This is a genomic window from Sporosarcina thermotolerans (genome assembly GCF_042658975.1).
GTDB lineage: Bacteria > Bacillota > Bacilli > Bacillales_A > Planococcaceae > Sporosarcina > Sporosarcina thermotolerans.
In genome coordinates this window covers 1-17,504 of the sequence record NZ_JBHSRM010000018.1, presented here as the reverse complement: position 1 = coordinate 17,504, position 17,504 = coordinate 1, and the positions used below count along the sequence as shown (strand labels likewise).

The window sequence follows — 17,504 nt, the reverse complement described above, 5'->3', positions numbered from 1 at the left end:
CCTATCGTATCATCATCAGAAGGGAATAGAGGGCGAGGGTGAGAAATGGATGAGGCGGATTTGATAACGAGCGCACAAAATGGGGATCGGGCTGCATTTGCGCAATTGATGGATATACATTATCGGACTGTCGAGAAATTCGCGTACCAATGTGGTGTGCGTATTGATGATATTCCGGATGTTACGCAGGAAGTGTTTATAAAACTTTACAGGTTCCTGCCACAGTTCAATCAACAACGTTTTACGACTTGGTTATATAAAATCACGTTAAATACAGCACGGGATTATTACCGTAAAGAGGGAAGGGAAACAGCGAAAGAGGAGCGGTTAAAAAGGGAAGGGAAGCAGACTGGTAATCAATCGGCCGAGCATCAGGTCCTCCTTTTTGAAGAAGACCGTGAATTGCATGAATCAATTCTCAGGCTTGATGAGAAATACAGGATTCCTCTTATCCTATTTTATTTCCAAGAATTATCTTACCAACAAATTGCAGACGTATTGAATTTAACCTTATCGACAGTAAAGACCCGGATATTCAGAGCGAAAGACGCCTTGAAAAAAGAAATGAGCTTGAATGGGGGTGTGCCGCATGGACAATGATCAGTTTGAAAAACGAATGGATTTTTTGAAAAAGTCATATGATCGTGTTCCTTCCTCTTTTGATCCGAATGAAGTTTTCAAGAAGATTGATGAAGAGAAGGTCCCGCAATCCAATAAGCAAAAATCCTCCAATGGCGGGTTTAGGCAGCATCTCACAATCTGGGCAATGGGCATCGCAAGCATATTCATTATAGGAATCATTGGAGCAGGATATGTATTAGATCAGAAACAGAAATCCGATGAGGAAGTTATCCAAACACCGGTTACGGATGAATATATCGAGAGTTTGTTAAAGCAATACGAAGAAGAACGTGAAAAACGCCGGGAAATGGTGAAGTTGGATGAAGTTTTCTTTAAGCATTATGCTAGCTTCGCAGATAGCACGATTAACTTATTGAAAAACGAAAGTTATCTTGAAATGGTAAGCGAAGGAACGGAAAAAACACCTCTTGAAGAGACTTATAATCGTGCAATAGAGGAATTGAAGTTACCTTCAGAAATGCTGAAGGATTTGAAAGCAAACAGCCTTAATAACGATGAACAGGGAAGCATCACCTTTTTGGGTGAGTATCGCAGAAAAATTCAGATGCTCATTGAAATCTATGATCAAATCCTAAAAGAGAATAAAGAAGCTATTGATGCATATGAAGTAGGACCACATGTCGATAAAGCCGAGATCATGTTATTAAGCACCAAAAGTTTCCCAGAGCAACTCCAAAATATTATCGGAACAATGCGGGATCAGTCGATTCGACTGCATACAGAGAAATATTCCGGGGAAATTAGGACCCGGCATAACAATTACTATTTTTATTATTCTGATTTAGCTTTCAATTTGCATCATCATACAGACGCTTATATTCAAATGATGGTTGAAGAGCCATATATGTATGGCCCGATACTTCAATATCCGCTTAATGAAATGGCATATAAGTTAGGAAGGATGGAACAAACACTCATAAATGTGGAACAGGACCACTCTTTATATCCTGTATTGGAATCGTATTACCTCACCATTTTCAATGACTTGGTGAAAGGCAGCGAATATACGAAAATCTTCGACGAAGATGGTATTCTTCTTCCGGATTATCAGGATGTTTGGCGCGGAATGGCGGCGACTGGTGATGTGAGTCCCCTAACCTATGTTATGCAACCAATCGTCAAAGAGATGGAGGCATCGGGTTGGAGGGAATCTGAGAGCTGGAATTCACTTTCGTACGATGCATTAAAAGATGCTATTACCCTGGCTCGTGAAGGTCAATTGGAGTATTACATGTATGGGGAAAGACCTGATTTCAAGAGTGAAACGATTCAATTCCCGAATGAGTCATTTTGGAATGAAGTTTATGCATTGTATGAGGACTTTAAGAAATCATATGACAAGTCTGTATTAAAAGGAGCATCGCCGATTCACGTGTTAGGGATTTTCGATTACGCAAACGAAATGGATGATCCGGAAACGATGTATCATTTGTATAGTGAAAGTGTAATGTATAGTAACTATGGAGAAATCGAACTCGATGACTATGTGCAAAATTGGCGCAAAGGGTTCTCCCACTTCCGAAACGCTACAGAAGTCAGGTTTGATCAAAATACTGTCTATCGCGAGGGTTTGAAATTTCGTAGCCATCTTTCCTTTACCGGCTCTGATAGGGAAGTGCAAATGATTTTTAATGAAGAAGGCATTTGGGAAGTGTACTCAGGGTTTATGGAAACCCTACCGTCCTATCAAATGAGCCCTGAAATTGGATTCAGGGATTTATTAAACTCCGGGGAGTATACACACAGATCAATAAACAATCCAAATTACGATATGAAGTATTTAAACGGAATAGGTGCATTGGATATGGTCGGTGCATATTTCTATGCGTTAAGTAGGGGTAACTATGAAGTTCAATACAAATTATTTTTCCAAGGAGAAGGGTCGGAAATAGTCGAGAAGGAAACTTACTTGGAAAATCCAGAAAAATATTCTCAATCCCCACCTTATGAAGATGGAATGTATGTAAAAGCTTCGTTCCAAGGTCTGGAACAAGACGAAAATGGGAACTGGCCAGGTGTTGCAACGCTTACAGTCGATACAGAGTTATACCCTAATCTTCCTTCAGAAATGAAACTCCATATGTTTTGGACGGAAGAAGGCTGGCGTGTGAAGTTCAATCCTTTTGAATAACTATGGAGACTAAAAAGACTGCCAATTACGGCAGTCTTTTTTCTGTCAATTTGGTATACTTAAGGGAGTTTTATTTTGCGAATGGAAGTAGGGATGGAATTGGAAGACTTAAAACATAGAATCTTACAAGGGAATCAAGATGCTTTCAGAGAGTGGATGGATGTATACATACGGCCGATTGAGCGTTTTTCGATTTCCTTTGGGGTTACTTTAAAAGAAGCAGGAGCAGTGACTGAAACTGTATTCAGGACCTTGTATCATAGCCTTGAAGATTTAACTGAGGATCAGTTAGACGAAAATGCTTTATTCAAAAGCGCATTGATAGAGTTAGAAGGCTTACAGATTGATGATTCAAAAGAGGGTTTATTCCCCTTTGAAGAAGACAATGAATTGCACAGCCATATAGTCAACTTGTCGCCGGAACTAAGGGTACCTCTTATCCTATTCAACTTTCACCATAAATCCATCCCGGAAATTGCTTCAATTCTGGACCAACCCGAGCAGCAAGTCGAACGTTCGATAAAAGAGGCAAATCACTCATTAAATGAGTCAAACTTGGAAAAGAAACTGGAGTTCTTGAATAAATCCTATCATCGTCTGTTGCCTATCTACATAGAAGACAACATCTACAAACCAAAAAGTATAGAGCCCCCGTCTAACTCTGTTGTAGAAACGAAAACGAAGGTAATTAAAAGAAAGCCATTTCTTCTTTGGGGTACAGGTGTTGCCGTACTCATAGGGCTTTTATTCATTTCAGTCATAAGAAGTGATGCCTACCAATACTCAACTTCCGAAAAATTCATCGAGGAATTGAAAGCATCCTTTGAACAAAAGATCGACGACCGATACACCTTAATGGGGTTAAAGAAACCAGCGGAAGATACCGTGTACCATGTTCTTGATCTATTTGGAGACGAGCCCCAAAGAGCGTTTGCTAGGCAAATTGGAAATCTGAATGAACAACTTGAAAAAGCGGGGAAAATCGATAAAAAGGCCGCCGAGCAGGATTATCAAAAGCTATTGGATGAATCAAGATTGCCTTCCGTAATGATTGAGGAGTTAAGAAACAATCCATTGACGGAAGATCGTGATCAAAGCCATGAATTTATGAAAGAACTTACGAGTAAAGTGGAACAGCTGTCGAGCTCCTATATGGAAGTCATATACAATAATTATGAAGATATTATTATGTCGGCTGACCTGAATGCAGATGGAGTGGTTGACAGAGACCTGTTTCTTGAGAAAATCGACGATTATCCAATTGAACTTCAAAACGCGATTAAGGGTATGGAAACTCAATTCTTTTTCTTAGGCGGCATTGAGGATGTAGTTTTGATCTACCCGCAGTTTGGCACACCTGAGACTTTAAAAAATCTTAATGAAAACTTGCATCCGGATATGGATGTTTACGTTTATTTGCTTTCTGGAGAAAGTTTGGGTGTTATGTATGGTAGTGGAACGATGGAAGAAAAAATTGACGCGCTTAATTATATTGAAAAGGAATTGCCGAAGACAACAGCAAATGATGCTTTAAAAGATGTTTTATATTCCCGGTACAGTTGGTTAGTCTATAGCATTTTAGGAATCTATCAATATCCCGGCATATACGATGCAAATAATTCGGTAAGACAGGAGTTCAGAGAGGGTTGGAAGTCTTTTGCATCAATGGATGAATCAAGTCCGTCTATGCAAGTTATGCAAGAAGTCGTAGGAGAATTGGAAAAAAACAATTGGAAATCAACTAATTATGATATTGAATCCCATATTACGATATTGTTGGGTGAGAAGGTGGAAGAAATCTGGTCCGTTAAGAAATGAGTGACATAGGGAGGTAGGGGGAGGGGTGGAAAACTTGAAAGATAAGGTGATACTTGGGGATAGTGAGGCATTTAAGGAATGGATGAACATAAAAATTCGTCCGATTGAACTTTTTGCAGTTCAGTATGGGGTTAGTCAAAAAGAAGCCGGATATGTAGCTGAATCTGTTTTTAAAGACTTATATCGGAATCTTGGAGAACTGACAACAGATCAGATACAGGAAAAGTATCTTTTTGAAAGTGCAATACAGAAGCTCAACGAAATTCAGTCGGATGAACAACAGGTAGGGCTGTTCCCGTTCGAGGAAGACAACAAGTTGCACCGCCGAATTATAGGCATACCATCAGAGCTTCGAATCCCTTTCATTCTGTCTAATTTCCATGGGAAGTCAACTGTTGAGATAGTGGATTTCGTAGGAAAGACAGACGAACAAGTGGAGTTAGCCATCAATGAAGCATTTAATTATCTATCAGAACCTAACTTGGAAAAGAAAATTGAGTTCTTGAATTTGTCCTATCAAAGACTCCCAGCAATGCATAATGAAATGAATATATTTTACTCGAATAATATAGAATCAACTTCCCTTGAAAACAAAATGACAGAGGACAAACCTAAAAGGAAAAGGCCCATGCTGTTATGGGGAATTGGGGTTAGTATATTGGCTATGATGCTGTTGGTTATGACAGTAACTAAAAGTGAAGCGTACCAACAGTCATCCTTGGAAAAGTTCATTGAAAAATCCACAAATGCTTTCAGCGAAGAGTTAGATCGGAATAAAAAATTGGCAGGTCTACCTACTTACGAAGTGATTAGGAGAGACGTATATTCGGAGGAGTATGGTGAAAATACAAGAAGGAAATTTGACTGGTTGATCGCTGACTTGAAGGATCAGTTTGACAGCACAGGCAAATTCGATAAAAGACACGTGGAAATCGAATTTGACATACTGATGCAGGAGCTCTTGATACCTTCTGAAATGGTGAAGAATTTATCTGAAAATCCCCTATTTAATGATCATGAGAAAAGTGAAGAGTTTATAGATGAGTATATCGTTAAAATGAGTTCTTTATTAAGATCCTATATGCATATAGGAACACAATATGAAATGTCCATTCTCGAGAGTGGAAGGAATGATGAGGGAGGATTTGATTGGGATACCTTGAATGCGAATATATCAGATCTTCCTGAAGAACTACAGCAAACGCTTAATGGCATGGAAGCGTTGGGCATTGTATTCAAGGGTGATTCGAGCGCTCCGGCGCGGGCGGGTTATATATATGTATATCCGGCAATTGGTAATTCGAATCTTTCCAAAACCCTTCAAGAAAATTTGCATCCAGACGTAGGCATTTATATTTCCATTTTAATGGCTGATATGGTTGATATCCATGAATGGACAGTTGAGGAGCAAGCTGATTTATTGTTGCAGCTTGAAAAGGGGTTGTTTCAAGCGGAAGGCCACGAGTTTCATTCGATGGTTTTTAATTCGTATACCTCAGTTATGTATATGATCATTGGAATGGGCGGGTACCTCGATATTTACGATACAACAGACTCTGTCAAAGAGGAATACAGGGAAGTATGGAAAAGTATTGCAGCGCACGGGGATGACTCGCCATCTGCTCAATTGATGAAAGAGATCATCGAGGAAATGGAGAACTCTGGATGGGCTGCTTCTACTCTAAATAAATACCAATATTTCACGTTAGAAAATGAGTTGAGAAAAAGGTTGCAGGAAGATAAATAAATAGGGTCAAGATACAGGAAAATATTCCAATTAACCGCCCGGTAATTTTGCTGTGAAAGGGCTATTTATGGTATAATAGCGGATGGCCGTATAGGCAGATTCGATACCAAAATGATTGGGAGCTGTTTCAAATGGGAAGAAATTATGAAGTGGGGGAAGAGTTGACTGGCAAAGTGACGGGCATACAGCCATATGGCGCATTCGTCGCACTTGATGACAAGACACAGGGTCTTGTTCATATTTCGGAAATCACATACGGATTCGTCCGGGATATCAATGATTATCTAACTGTAGGAGACGAAGTGGAAGTCAAAATACTGGAAGTCGATCAGGCTGCCGGTAAAATCAGTTTATCGATCCGTGCACTTCAAGAACCGCCAAGCAATTTCCAAAAACCCGAACGCCCCCGAAAATCGTTACAAGACAAAGTTAAAGAGCATGATTCAGAAGGTTTCAATTCACTTAAAGACAAACTGAAAGACTGGATTGATCGATCTGGGTATTAAAACAAAAGCGGAGGGCCGCCTGAAGCTTAGACGTAATATCCGCAAAAATGGGAGTAGGCAATTAGCCTATCTCCCATTTTTTAATTTCCTCAAACGGTATTGCAGATTTTGTCTGCTCATCCCAAGAGCCTGAGCTGTTTTAGTTATATTTTCATCGTGTATCTTCATTGCTTTAAGTAAATAATACTCCTCGGCTTCTTTTAAATACCGGTCGAGGGGCATTAATTCCTTCTCCGGCTGAACGATAAAATCGGTTGCTTGTGTCGAGGTTTCAGTTAAACTATCGCTTTTCAACCGGAAGTGAAGAGGTAGCATATCATAAGTGATGACCGATTCCATAGTGGCAAGTGAGGAGACCTCATCAAGTAAAAATTCCAATTCACGCATATTCCCCGGCCAATCGTATTGAAGAAAGACCTGTTCAACTTCAGTTGTAATCCCTTCGAGGGAAGTGCCGTACCGTTCTTTCCGCCTCGCTAAATACGAATTTACGAACGGAAGGATGTCCATTTTCCTTTTCCGAAGAGGAGTAATTCGGATCGTAAACGAAGCAAAGAAATAATACAGTTCCTTCAATAAAGTCCCCTTCGCAATCAACTCTACAGGATCATCCCCAATACTTGCTATAAATTGACGCCCATGACGCTCCGAATCCTTTAAGAATGAAAATAGTTTCTGTTGAAGTGAAATGGATAATAAATCGATCCGCTCACAGAATAACGTGAATGGTTTTGACATATTCAGGTCCTCATCCAATCTGTCGATTATTGTGGCGTCTGATTGGTGACCGAAAAAAGTATAGTATGGGCCGTTAGAGTTGGTTGATTCATTATGGATGCTTTCGGCGATCAAATCTTTACCGGTTCCCGATTCTCCTACAAGAAGAACAGGTAAATTTGTAACGGCGGCCTTCCTCGCCGTTGAAATAACGGTTTTCATCTCATCTGAAGTAGCAATGATCTGACTGAAAGTCGCTGGTTCACTATTTTTGCGTAATGGATGAAGCACAAACTTCTCTAAGGCGGTGATATCCCTCGCAATTTCCACAGCACCTATAAGTTCACCTTCATGAAATACTGGATAGGTATCATTGATAGTTGTAATTTCAGTCCCTTTCCGATTCCAATACGTCTGTTTGACATTCAGTTGTTCTTGGCCACTTTGAAGCACTTTCAATAATGTACTCTCTTCTTGATCAAAATTGAATAATTCCAAAATTGAACGATCACCGACTTCTTCAAGTTCCAAGCCTTCTATTGCTTTCATTTTATCGTTATAAATGACGGTTCGGCCATTTCTGTCTATAGCATGGATTCCAACGCCAGCCCGATTGACCGCAAATTCGAATAAAGGAAAAAAAGTTTTTTCGTTTTTATTCATACCTATCACCGTCCATTACTATTTTTTCGTGAAATGAGTAAAAAAGCTTGAAAAATGCAACGATCTCTTGCATTATTATAGGTGTAATCATAGAATTAATGCAAATTTATTTTGCTACTTAATTATTGAGGAGGAGTAAAATGATTCCATACAAACACGAACCATTTACAGATTTCACAAACGAAGAAAACAAAAAAGCATATCTTGCAGCATTGAAGCATGTAGAAGGATACCTTGGCCAAGATTATCCATTGATCATTGGCGGCGAGCGTATTATGACTGAGGATAAACTCGTTTCGACAAACCCTGCTTGCAAAGAGGAAGTTATCGGTAGGGTTTCTAAAGCAAGCAGAGAGCTTGCCGAAAAGGCAATGAACGTAGCTGATAAAACATTTGAAACATGGAGAAAAGTGTCACCTGATTTCCGTGCTGACGTTCTTTTCAAAGCGGCTGCTATTATCCGTCGTCGCAAGCATGAGTTCTCAGCACTTTTGACGAAGGAAGCAGGTAAACCATGGAACGAAGCAGATGCTGATACAGCTGAAGCAATCGATTTCCTTGAGTTTTACGGACGTCAAATGTTGAAATTGAAAAACGGTATTCCAGTAGAAAGCCGTCCTGGTGAATTCAACCGTTTCGACTATATTCCATTGGGAGTTGGTGTTGTTATCTCTCCTTGGAACTTTGCACTTGCAATCATGGCGGGTACAACAGTTGCGGCATTGGTAACTGGTAATACAGTTTTATTGAAACCTGCATCTACAACTACTGTTATTGCGTATAAATTCATGGAAGTTCTTGAAGAAGCGGGTATGCCTGCAGGAGTTGTTAACTACATCCCAGGTTCAGGAGCTGAAGTGGGTGACTTCTTAGTTGATCATCCAAGAACTCGTTTTGTTTCATTTACTGGTTCAAAAGAAGTTGGAACACGTATTTACGAACGTGCTTCCAAAGTAAATGAAGGTCAAATCTGGTTGAAACGCGTAATCGCTGAAATGGGCGGTAAAGATACGATTGTAGTTGATAATGAAGCAGATCTTGAATTGGCGGCACAATCCATCGTTAAATCCGCATTTGGTTTTAGCGGACAAAAGTGTTCGGCATGCTCACGCGCTGTCATCCATGAAGATGTGTATGACCAAGTCGTTGCACGTGTTGAAGAGTTAACTAAAGGATTGACATACGGCGATCCAGCTGACCAATCCAACTTTACAGGGCCGGTTATCGATCAAAACTCATTCGATAAGATCATGAGCTATGTTGAAATCGGTAAACAAGAAGGTCGTCTAATCGCTGGTGGAGAAGGGGACAGCTCGAAAGGGTATTTTGTCGCTCCAACTGTATTTGTAGACGTAGATCCGAAAGCACGAATCATGCAAGAAGAAATCTTCGGACCTTTCGTTGCGATTGCAAAAGCGAAAGATTTCGATGAAGCAATCGAAATTGCGAACAACACGGATTATGGTTTGACTGGTGCTGTAATCACGAATAACCGCGCTCATATTGAACAAGCGCGTCAAGACTTCCATGTCGGAAACTTGTATTTCAACCGTGGTTGCACAGGCGCTATCGTAGGCTACCAACCATTCGGCGGATTCAATATGTCAGGAACGGATTCAAAAGCGGGCGGTCCTGATTACCTACAACTTCATATGCAAGGTAAAACAACGTCAGAGACATTTTAATCATCTTATTTAAAATAGGAGGCAGCGGTTAAGACCGAAGCGTCCCGGAAGGGGCAAATATATGCTCCTAACGCTTCGCTTTTACTCGCAAAAGCCGTTCTTCGTAACGGCTTTGGCTGCTTCCGTTCTACATAAAAAATGGGGGGGAACCATATGTCGATTTCAGAGAAAATCATTTCACAGACAAATAAATTCGGGGCCAATAACTATCATCCACTGCCGATTGTTATTTCTGAGGCTGAAGGGGTTTGGGTGAAGGATCCTGAGGGAAATAAATACATGGATATGCTATCAGCGTATTCCGCTGTAAACCAAGGACACCGTCATCCTAAAATCATTAAGGCATTGAAGGATCAAGCCGACAAAGTTACATTGACTTCTCGCGCATTCCACAATGACCAACTTGGCCCATGGTATGAAATGATCTGTAAACTATCCGGCAAGGATATGACGTTGCCGATGAACACGGGTGCGGAAGCAGTTGAAACTGCCATTAAAGCCGCTCGCCGCTGGGCTTATGATGTAAAAGGCGTTGAAGAAAACAAAGCTGAAATCATAGGATGTGAAGGCAACTTCCATGGCCGGACGATGACTGCGATTTCCCTCTCATCTGAAGCTGAATATAAACGAGGATTTGGCCCAATGTTACCAGGCATTCAATTGGTTCCTTTCGGTGATTTGAAATCATTGGAAGAAGCAATCACTCCGAACACAGCAGCTTTCATCATTGAACCAATCCAAGGGGAAGCCGGAATCCTTATTCCTCCTGCAGGGTATATGAAGGCAGCGTTCGACCTATGTAAAAAACATAACGTTCTTTTCATTGCTGACGAAATTCAAGCCGGCCTTTGTAGAACGGGTAAAATGTTTGCATGCGAGTGGGAAGGTATTGAGCCGGATATGTACATCCTTGGAAAAGCACTTGGTGGAGGGGTTTTCCCAATCTCTTGTGTAGTAGCGAATAAAGATATTTTAGGAGTTTTCAATCCGGGATCCCATGGCTCGACTTTCGGTGGAAACCCGATTGCATGTGCCGTTTCCATTGCTTCTTTGGAAGTGCTTCAGGATGAAAAACTTGCCGACAAATCTCTTGAACTTGGAGAATACTTTATTGACCAATTGAAAAAGATCAATAATCCTTCGATTAAAGATGTGCGTGGACGCGGTCTGTTCATCGGTGTGGAATTAACGGAAGAAGCTCGTCCTTACTGTGAAAAATTAAAAGAATTGGGATTGCTTTGCAAAGAAACACATGAAACTGTAATCCGTTTCGCTCCTCCTTTAATTATTAAAAAAGAAGAGCTTGACTGGGCATTGGAACAAATTAATAAAGTTTTTGCAAGTTAACAAATTGTACACACAAGTAACTATGTCTATGGTACAATATGTGCGGTGAATACATTATGAATCAAAGAGGCGAACTTTTACAATGACTGAAAACCTGAATCTATTTACGTCTACGCAAGTTGTCATCAAGGATGCATTAGACAAATTAGGCTATGATGAAGGAATGTACGATCTTCTTAAAGAACCTATTCGCATGGTAGAGGTTAGAATTCCAGTCCGTATGGACGATGGAAAAGTGAAAGTGTTCACGGGATTCCGTGGTCAACACAATGACGCTGTAGGACCAACAAAAGGCGGAGTTCGTTTTCATCCTGCAGTAAGTGCGGACGAAGTGCGTGCACTATCTATGTGGATGACATTGAAAGCTGGTATTGTCGATCTTCCATACGGCGGCGGTAAAGGTGGAATCATCTGTGACCCACGTGAAATGTCCATGGGTGAATTGGAACGCTTAAGCCGTGGATATGTACGTGCACTTAGCCAAGTAATGGGACCCAATAAGGATATTCCAGCGCCAGACGTTTTCACAAACGCTCAAATTATGGCTTGGATGATGGATGAATATAGCAGAATTGACGAGTTCAACTCACCAGGTTTCATCACTGGTAAACCGATTGTTCTCGGTGGTTCACAAGGACGCGATCGTGCAACTGCAGAAGGTGTAACAATTATTATCAACGAAGCTGCTAAAAAGCGCGGAATTGATATGAAAGGTGCACGTATTGTTATCCAAGGATTCGGGAATGCGGGAAGCTTCTTATCGAAGTTCCTACATGATGCTGGTGCAAAAGTAATCGGAATTTCCGATGCTTATGGCGCACTTCATGATCCAGAAGGATTGGATATCGATTATCTGTTGGACCGACGCGACAGTTTCGGAACAGTAACGACTCTTTTTGAAAATACAATCTCGAATACCGAATTGTTGGAATTGGATTGCGATATCCTTGTTCCAGCAGCTATCGAAAACCAAATTACTGAAAAGAATGCTCATAATATTAAAGCTACAATCGTTGTTGAAGCGGCAAACGGTCCGACAACATCTGAAGCTACGAAAATTCTTACTGACCGTGGAATCCTTCTTGTACCAGACGTTCTTGCAAGCGCAGGCGGCGTAACAGTTTCTTACTTTGAATGGGTACAAAACAATATGGGTTACTATTGGTCGGAAGAAGAAGTTCGCGAAAAAATGACTAAAAAAATGGTTGAGGCATTCCATAACGTTTATAACGTATCTTCAACAAGAAACATTGACATGCGACTTGCAGCTTATATGATCGGAATTCGTAAGACAGCGGAAGCGTCCCGTTTTAGAGGATGGGCATAACAAAAGCGGAGGGCGCTTGCACATCTGCGACAGGCATAAGGCGAAGATACGAAGTGGCGGTTTTTGCCACGCAGTATCTATGACTTATGACCCGAGCAGATAGCGCCCGGAGCTGGATGATAGATAGATTGTAAAAAAACATCTCCCGATTACTGGGAGATGTTTTTTTATACTTTCTCCGGCGCTGCAATAATCACTTTGTCATCAGTACGTTCCTTTAGATAGTCAAAGAGAACAGTTAATGAAATAAGTCCAGAGACCCCAACTGCCATATAAAAGAAGCGAGCGAGTGGTTTCGCATACCCATTCGCAAGTTGCGCTACTACATCAAAACTGAAGAGACCGACTACTCCCCAGTTAAGCGCCCCTATTATTGTGATCGCCAATGCTATTTTACGAACTTTATCCAAGCAAAGCACCTCCTACTTGTAGGATTCCCAATACGTGTTGTTCCAATACTTGCATCCCTGTTTTTATTCTTGGATAATGAATGGGGTAAAGAGCGAGCACTTATTGGCTATAAATGAGAACTAATTTTAGTTAAACGAGAACTTTTAAAACAAGGAGGCAATTTAGATGAAAGAATTTTCATTCCAAAATCCGACTAAGCTTGTTTTCGGTAAAAACTCAATTTCAAAGCTTGCAGAGGAACTATCAGCATACGGGAATAAAATCCTCGTCGTTTACGGTGGAGGAAGCATCAAACGAAACGGTCTTTATGATGAACTAATGCAAATCCTTAAAGATGAAAACAAAGAGGTTTTCGAATTTGCAGGTGTCGAGCCGAATCCACGTCTTTCAACGGCGAAAAGAGGGGCGGAAATTTGTAAAGAAAACGATATCGATTTCATCCTTGCTGTTGGCGGTGGGTCAGTTATTGATTGTACGAAGTTAATCGCGTCGGCTGCAAAGTACGATGGAGATCCATGGGATTTCGTAACTAAAAAAGCTTCTCCAAAAGAGGCAATTCCTTTCGGTACCATTTTAACGATTGCAGCAACCGGATCTGAAATGAATGCTGGTTCTGTTATTACGAATGAAGAAACCGAAGAAAAGTATGGATGGGGAGGACCTCTTAACTTTCCAAAGTTCTCAATCCTCGACCCTACGTATACATTATCCTTGCCGAAGGATCAGACTGTTTACGGAATCGTAGATATGATGTCACATATATTTGAACAATACTTCCACAATGCTTCGAATACGCCTCTTCAAGATGAGCTTTGCGAAGGGGCCTTACGGGCAATCATGGAAGCCGGAGAAAAGCTTGTTAATGATTTGCAGAACTATGAGCTACGCGAGACAATCCTTTTAGGCGGTACATGGGGATTGAACGGCTTCCTTGGAATGGGGAATGCTGGAGGAGATTGGGGTACGCACGATATCGAGCATGCAATTTCAGCTGTGTACGATATCCCGCACGCTGGTGGGCTGGCAATATTATTCCCACATTGGATGAAGCAAACACTACATCTCAATCCCGCTCGATACGCAAGACTATCAGTAAAAGTATTCGGTGTTAACCCTGAAGGCAAATCGGATGAGGAAATTGCAATTGAAGGGATCGATAAATTAAGAGCTTATTGGACATCCATCGGTGCACCCGAAAGATTGGCTGATTACGGAATAGATGGAACAAAAATTGATATTATGGCGAAAAAGGCAGCGGTCAATGGCCCTCTCGGAAGATACGCTCAATTGAGTGAAGAGGAAGTAAAAACTTTGCTTGAAGCTTCCTTATAATAGAAACAAAATAAAAAATAGAGGAGGAATCACATGATTCCATCCTCTATTTTTTGTATTCTGGCAGTTTCTTTCTCGTTTCATCCGACATCGTAGGCTCGTTAACTCCTTGCCATGTCTTAATACCATCGTCTTCATCAAATGAAATCAACGCTTCGCGCACGCCTTTTTGCTTCAAAACTAACTTCATAAGTCGATCTCTGACATCATCTATATAAGCCACGGTTTGTTTCGGATCGACTTCTGCAATCACTTCTACATGAAGGTATTCTCCTTCCTTTATTACTTCAACTTTTTGAATGTCCTTAATATCTGGGTCCTCCGCGATAATAAGAGCGATATGGTTTAACATTTCTTCATCTGTTTCCCCAATGGCGCCTCTTGCATTATCAAGAAATATTTTCCCAACAACATAAAACATCATGAGACCGATCAATATTGAAGCAATTCCTTCGGCTTGAAGAAATCCCGTGAAATGTGCGATTAAAACTGCCGTGAATGCCAATAAACCTCCAATTGTTGCAACCATATCTTCCATAAAGACCAATTTAGTGGCAGGTTTTGCTTTGTTAAGATGAGTAAAGCTGTGAACAAATGCTTTCAAACCTGAATAAGGCTGCCCGGTCTCATGTGCAATCTCCTTTGAAGCCTTTATTAATACAAAAAACTCAAGTAATGTAGCTAACCCCAAGACGCCTAAATTAATGAAGAGACCAGTTGTTTCTACGGGGTTTAATACATGGTGCCATCCTTCCTTTACAGCCTCGTATGACATGATACCAACTACAATTACGGCACCTAAACAGACGAGATTGACAACCCTTCCGAACCCGTTCGGGAAATTTGGGGTTGGTGCCTTCTTCGAAAGGGCGGAACCGATGTATACAAAAAACTGGTTCGCGGCGTCGCCAAGGGAGTGCAATGTTTCTGCAAACATGGCAACATTTCCAGTTAGTACGTAGGCTACTGCTTTAAGTATTGCTATACCTGTATTAACGATAGCTGCTAAAAGTGAGGGTTTATTGCCATCCTTTAGTAAACGTAAAATATCTTTCATAACTATTAGCCTCCATTAAGGAAAGATTTCTATTTCGACTGATTCAATATAAGGTAGTTCAGTCAATTCGATGTATAATTGTGTAGTTTCCTTTTTCGGCAGTGCATCCAGACGAAAATCCACTTCATGTACTGAAGGTTTATCGTCAAAGTGTACTTGGCGGATTCTCAAATTTTCCACTTTCATATTTTCTGAATTTAAAATTCCAATTAACTCATTAATTTTGTCTTTATCTGAGATGACGACTATACATGCAGCCTCCTTCGAACGAATTCTTTTTGGACCAAACCTGTCAAGAACCGGTGCGATGACTTCGATGACGAAGAGAATGCTTAATACTGCAAACGTCGCTTCAATATAGAACCCCGCACCGACTGCAATTCCGATACTGGCGGCGCCCCAAATCATCGCGGCTGTCGTCAAGCCGGTTATGTTGTCGTTATCTCTCCTTAAAATGGCGCCTGCACCAAGGAAACCGATCCCACTTACGATTTGTGCGGCAAGTCGAAGGGGGTCCATCGTAACATTAATATCATTCCTTGCCGGAACGAGGTAAGCTGCTTCTATTGAAACAATAGTCAGTAGGCAACTGAAGGTGGAGATGACTGCACTTGTCTTCAAACCAATTGGCTTTTTCTTAATTTCCCTCTCTACACCGATGATTAAACTTAATCCCAATGCAATTCCGATTTTAATTAATACCTCGGGGTACATCGAATTATTGATAATCCACTCCATTGGCTTTCCCCCCACTATCATCATCCTTAATAAGATGTGCTATACTCTTTATATTGTCTTTAGCCTTAAAGGGTACCAAATTAACATGTATCTCGATTGAAAGAGAAGTGTGCATCATGGAAAAACCTAAAATTCATCCGTATATCCCAATCATCGTGGGTGTAATATCAGTGGCGCTCTCGGCGATATTTGTAAAACTAACGACCGCTGATGCTGGAGTCATCGCTTTTTATCGTATGTTTTTCACAGTTCTTTTAATGCTCCCGTTATTCTTAGTTAAATATAGGAAGGAAGTTCTTCTATTAACGAAGAAGGACTGGATCTTTTCGGCGGTTGCCGGGATTTTTCTGGCCTTTCACTTCATCTTATGGTTTGAATCACTGAATTACACCTCGGTAGCAAGTTCAACTGTACTTGTAACATTGCAACCGATCTTTGCTTTTGTCGGTACATATTTCTTCTTTAAAGAGAAACTTTCGTTTAAAACAATATTGTCGGCTGTAATTGCAATAGCGGGAAGCGTCATTATCAGTTGGAGTGATTTCCAATTAAGCGGAACAGCTTTCTTCGGAGATATGCTTGCATTGGCTGCTTGTGCATTAATTACTGCATACTTACTATTTGGCCAAGAAGTTCGTAAGCGACTATCTTTAATTACATATACGTTTCTTCTATATTCAATCAGTACAGTTACACTCTTTTTTTATGTGCTTATCAAGGGAGAGTCATTCGGTCCTTACCCTGCGTCGAATTGGTTCTGGTTCTTCCTCCTTGCGCTTATTCCAAATCTATTAGGTCATTCACTTTTCAATTGGGCAGTTAAGTGGGTCAGTACGAATGTGATTTCCATTGCCATTCTTTTTGAACCAGTAGGTGCATCGGTTCTTGCGTTCTACATTCTTCACGAGAAACTTTCTGTAGCGCAAATAACAGGCGGAATCGTTGTCATAGCGGGCATTCTCTTGTTTATTGTTGATATAAAAAAGCTTCGTGCAAAATTATTTTTAAAAAAGACTTGATTTCTTGATTCGAAATGTTGTATATTAGTACTTGTCCTTGAGAGACAAAAACAACTTCGGAAACGAAGTAAGTAATTTCGAGAAAAAGAAATGAAAAAAGTTGTTGACTTGATAGAGACGATATGTTAAGATAATAAAGTCGCCGCAAAAAGACGGCGTACAATGAACCTTGAAAACTGAACAGCAAAACGTCAACAAATAAAGTTCTGGAGCCGACCCTGTCGGTGAAAAGAACAAAACGAATCTTCGGATTCGAAATTGACATCTTAAATGATGCCAGCAAGAATTGAGCAAATCAATTTCTTCTATTATGGAGAGTTTGATCCTGGCTCAGGACGAACGCTGGCGGCGTGCCTAATACATG

At 40.7% G+C, this 17,504-nt stretch carries 14 protein-coding genes; 10 read left to right on the top strand and 4 right to left on the bottom strand.

Features of this window, described 5'->3' with window-relative positions:
- Positions 1 to 45 precede the first annotated feature (45 nt).
- The 5 genes from ACFPZG_RS14665 to yugI all read left to right on the top strand — a co-directional run bounded on the left by ACFPZG_RS14665 (position 46) and on the right by yugI (position 6,844).
- Positions 46 to 600, top strand: a complete 555-nt coding sequence (locus tag ACFPZG_RS14665; protein WP_317940842.1) for an RNA polymerase sigma factor — start codon at positions 46 to 48, stop codon at positions 598 to 600.
- Positions 590 to 2,773 carry a hypothetical protein gene (locus ACFPZG_RS14660; RefSeq protein ID WP_283734464.1) on the top strand — a complete coding sequence of 728 codons (2,184 nt, stop codon included), beginning with the start codon at positions 590 to 592 and terminating at the stop codon, positions 2,771 to 2,773. Before ACFPZG_RS14665 ends, ACFPZG_RS14660 begins: the two co-directional genes overlap by 11 nt.
- Before the next feature lie 75 nt (positions 2,774 to 2,848).
- A complete protein-coding gene (locus ACFPZG_RS14655; protein WP_317940843.1) occupies positions 2,849 to 4,591 on the top strand; it encodes an RNA polymerase sigma factor in 1,743 nt (580 codons plus the stop codon).
- 34 nt (positions 4,592 to 4,625) lie between these two features.
- A complete protein-coding gene (locus ACFPZG_RS14650; protein ID WP_317940844.1) occupies positions 4,626 to 6,338 on the top strand; it encodes a hypothetical protein in 1,713 nt (570 codons plus the stop codon).
- A 131-nt stretch (positions 6,339 to 6,469) separates the two neighbouring features.
- Positions 6,470 to 6,844 carry a S1 domain-containing post-transcriptional regulator GSP13 gene (yugI, locus tag ACFPZG_RS14645; protein ID WP_283734469.1) on the top strand — a complete coding sequence of 125 codons (375 nt, stop codon included), beginning with the start codon at positions 6,470 to 6,472 and terminating at the stop codon, positions 6,842 to 6,844.
- 66 nt (positions 6,845 to 6,910) lie between these two features.
- On the opposite strand, the gene ACFPZG_RS14640 is transcribed toward yugI, so the two are convergent.
- A complete protein-coding gene (locus ACFPZG_RS14640) occupies positions 6,911 to 8,224 on the bottom strand; it encodes an AAA-type ATPase lid domain-containing protein (protein WP_317940845.1) in 1,314 nt (437 codons plus the stop codon).
- 140 nt (positions 8,225 to 8,364) lie between these two features.
- Here ACFPZG_RS14640 and pruA point away from each other — a divergent pair, with 140 nt between their 5' ends.
- From pruA to ACFPZG_RS14625, 3 genes are all read left to right on the top strand, one after another.
- Positions 8,365 to 9,909, top strand: coding sequence for an L-glutamate gamma-semialdehyde dehydrogenase (gene pruA, locus ACFPZG_RS14635; protein WP_317940846.1), 1,545 nt, complete (start codon positions 8,365 to 8,367; stop codon positions 9,907 to 9,909).
- 153 nt (positions 9,910 to 10,062) lie between these two features.
- The gene (locus ACFPZG_RS14630; protein WP_283734471.1) at positions 10,063 to 11,256 is read left to right on the top strand and encodes an ornithine--oxo-acid transaminase; all 1,194 of its coding nucleotides are present in this window, start codon (positions 10,063 to 10,065) and stop codon (positions 11,254 to 11,256) included.
- Between the two features lie 82 nt (positions 11,257 to 11,338).
- Entirely contained in the window at positions 11,339 to 12,583 is a 1,245-nt protein-coding gene (locus ACFPZG_RS14625) for a Glu/Leu/Phe/Val family dehydrogenase (protein WP_283734472.1), read from the top strand.
- 167 nt (positions 12,584 to 12,750) lie between these two features.
- On the opposite strand, the gene ACFPZG_RS14620 is transcribed toward ACFPZG_RS14625, so the two are convergent.
- The gene (locus tag ACFPZG_RS14620; RefSeq protein ID WP_283734473.1) at positions 12,751 to 12,993 is read right to left on the bottom strand and encodes a DUF378 domain-containing protein; all 243 of its coding nucleotides are present in this window, start codon (positions 12,991 to 12,993) and stop codon (positions 12,751 to 12,753) included.
- A 166-nt stretch (positions 12,994 to 13,159) separates the two neighbouring features.
- Between ACFPZG_RS14620 and ACFPZG_RS14615 the strand changes: the two genes are divergently transcribed.
- On the top strand, positions 13,160 to 14,326 hold the full coding sequence (locus ACFPZG_RS14615; protein ID WP_283734474.1) for an iron-containing alcohol dehydrogenase: 1,167 nt from the start codon (positions 13,160 to 13,162) through the stop codon (positions 14,324 to 14,326).
- Positions 14,327 to 14,372: 46 nt separating this feature from the next.
- Here ACFPZG_RS14615 and ACFPZG_RS14610 read toward each other — a convergent pair whose 3' ends face one another.
- Together ACFPZG_RS14610 and ACFPZG_RS14605 are read right to left on the bottom strand one after the other, a co-directional pair.
- A complete protein-coding gene (locus ACFPZG_RS14610) occupies positions 14,373 to 15,383 on the bottom strand; it encodes a cation diffusion facilitator family transporter (protein ID WP_317940847.1) in 1,011 nt (336 codons plus the stop codon).
- Between the two features lie 15 nt (positions 15,384 to 15,398).
- Positions 15,399 to 16,121, bottom strand: a complete 723-nt coding sequence (locus ACFPZG_RS14605; protein ID WP_283734475.1) for an MgtC/SapB family protein — start codon at positions 16,119 to 16,121, stop codon at positions 15,399 to 15,401.
- Positions 16,122 to 16,237: 116 nt separating this feature from the next.
- Between ACFPZG_RS14605 and ACFPZG_RS14600 the strand changes: the two genes are divergently transcribed.
- Complete coding sequence (locus ACFPZG_RS14600) at positions 16,238 to 17,140, top strand: DMT family transporter (RefSeq protein ID WP_317940848.1); 903 nt, start codon at positions 16,238 to 16,240, stop codon at positions 17,138 to 17,140.
- Positions 17,141 to 17,504 lie beyond the last annotated feature (364 nt).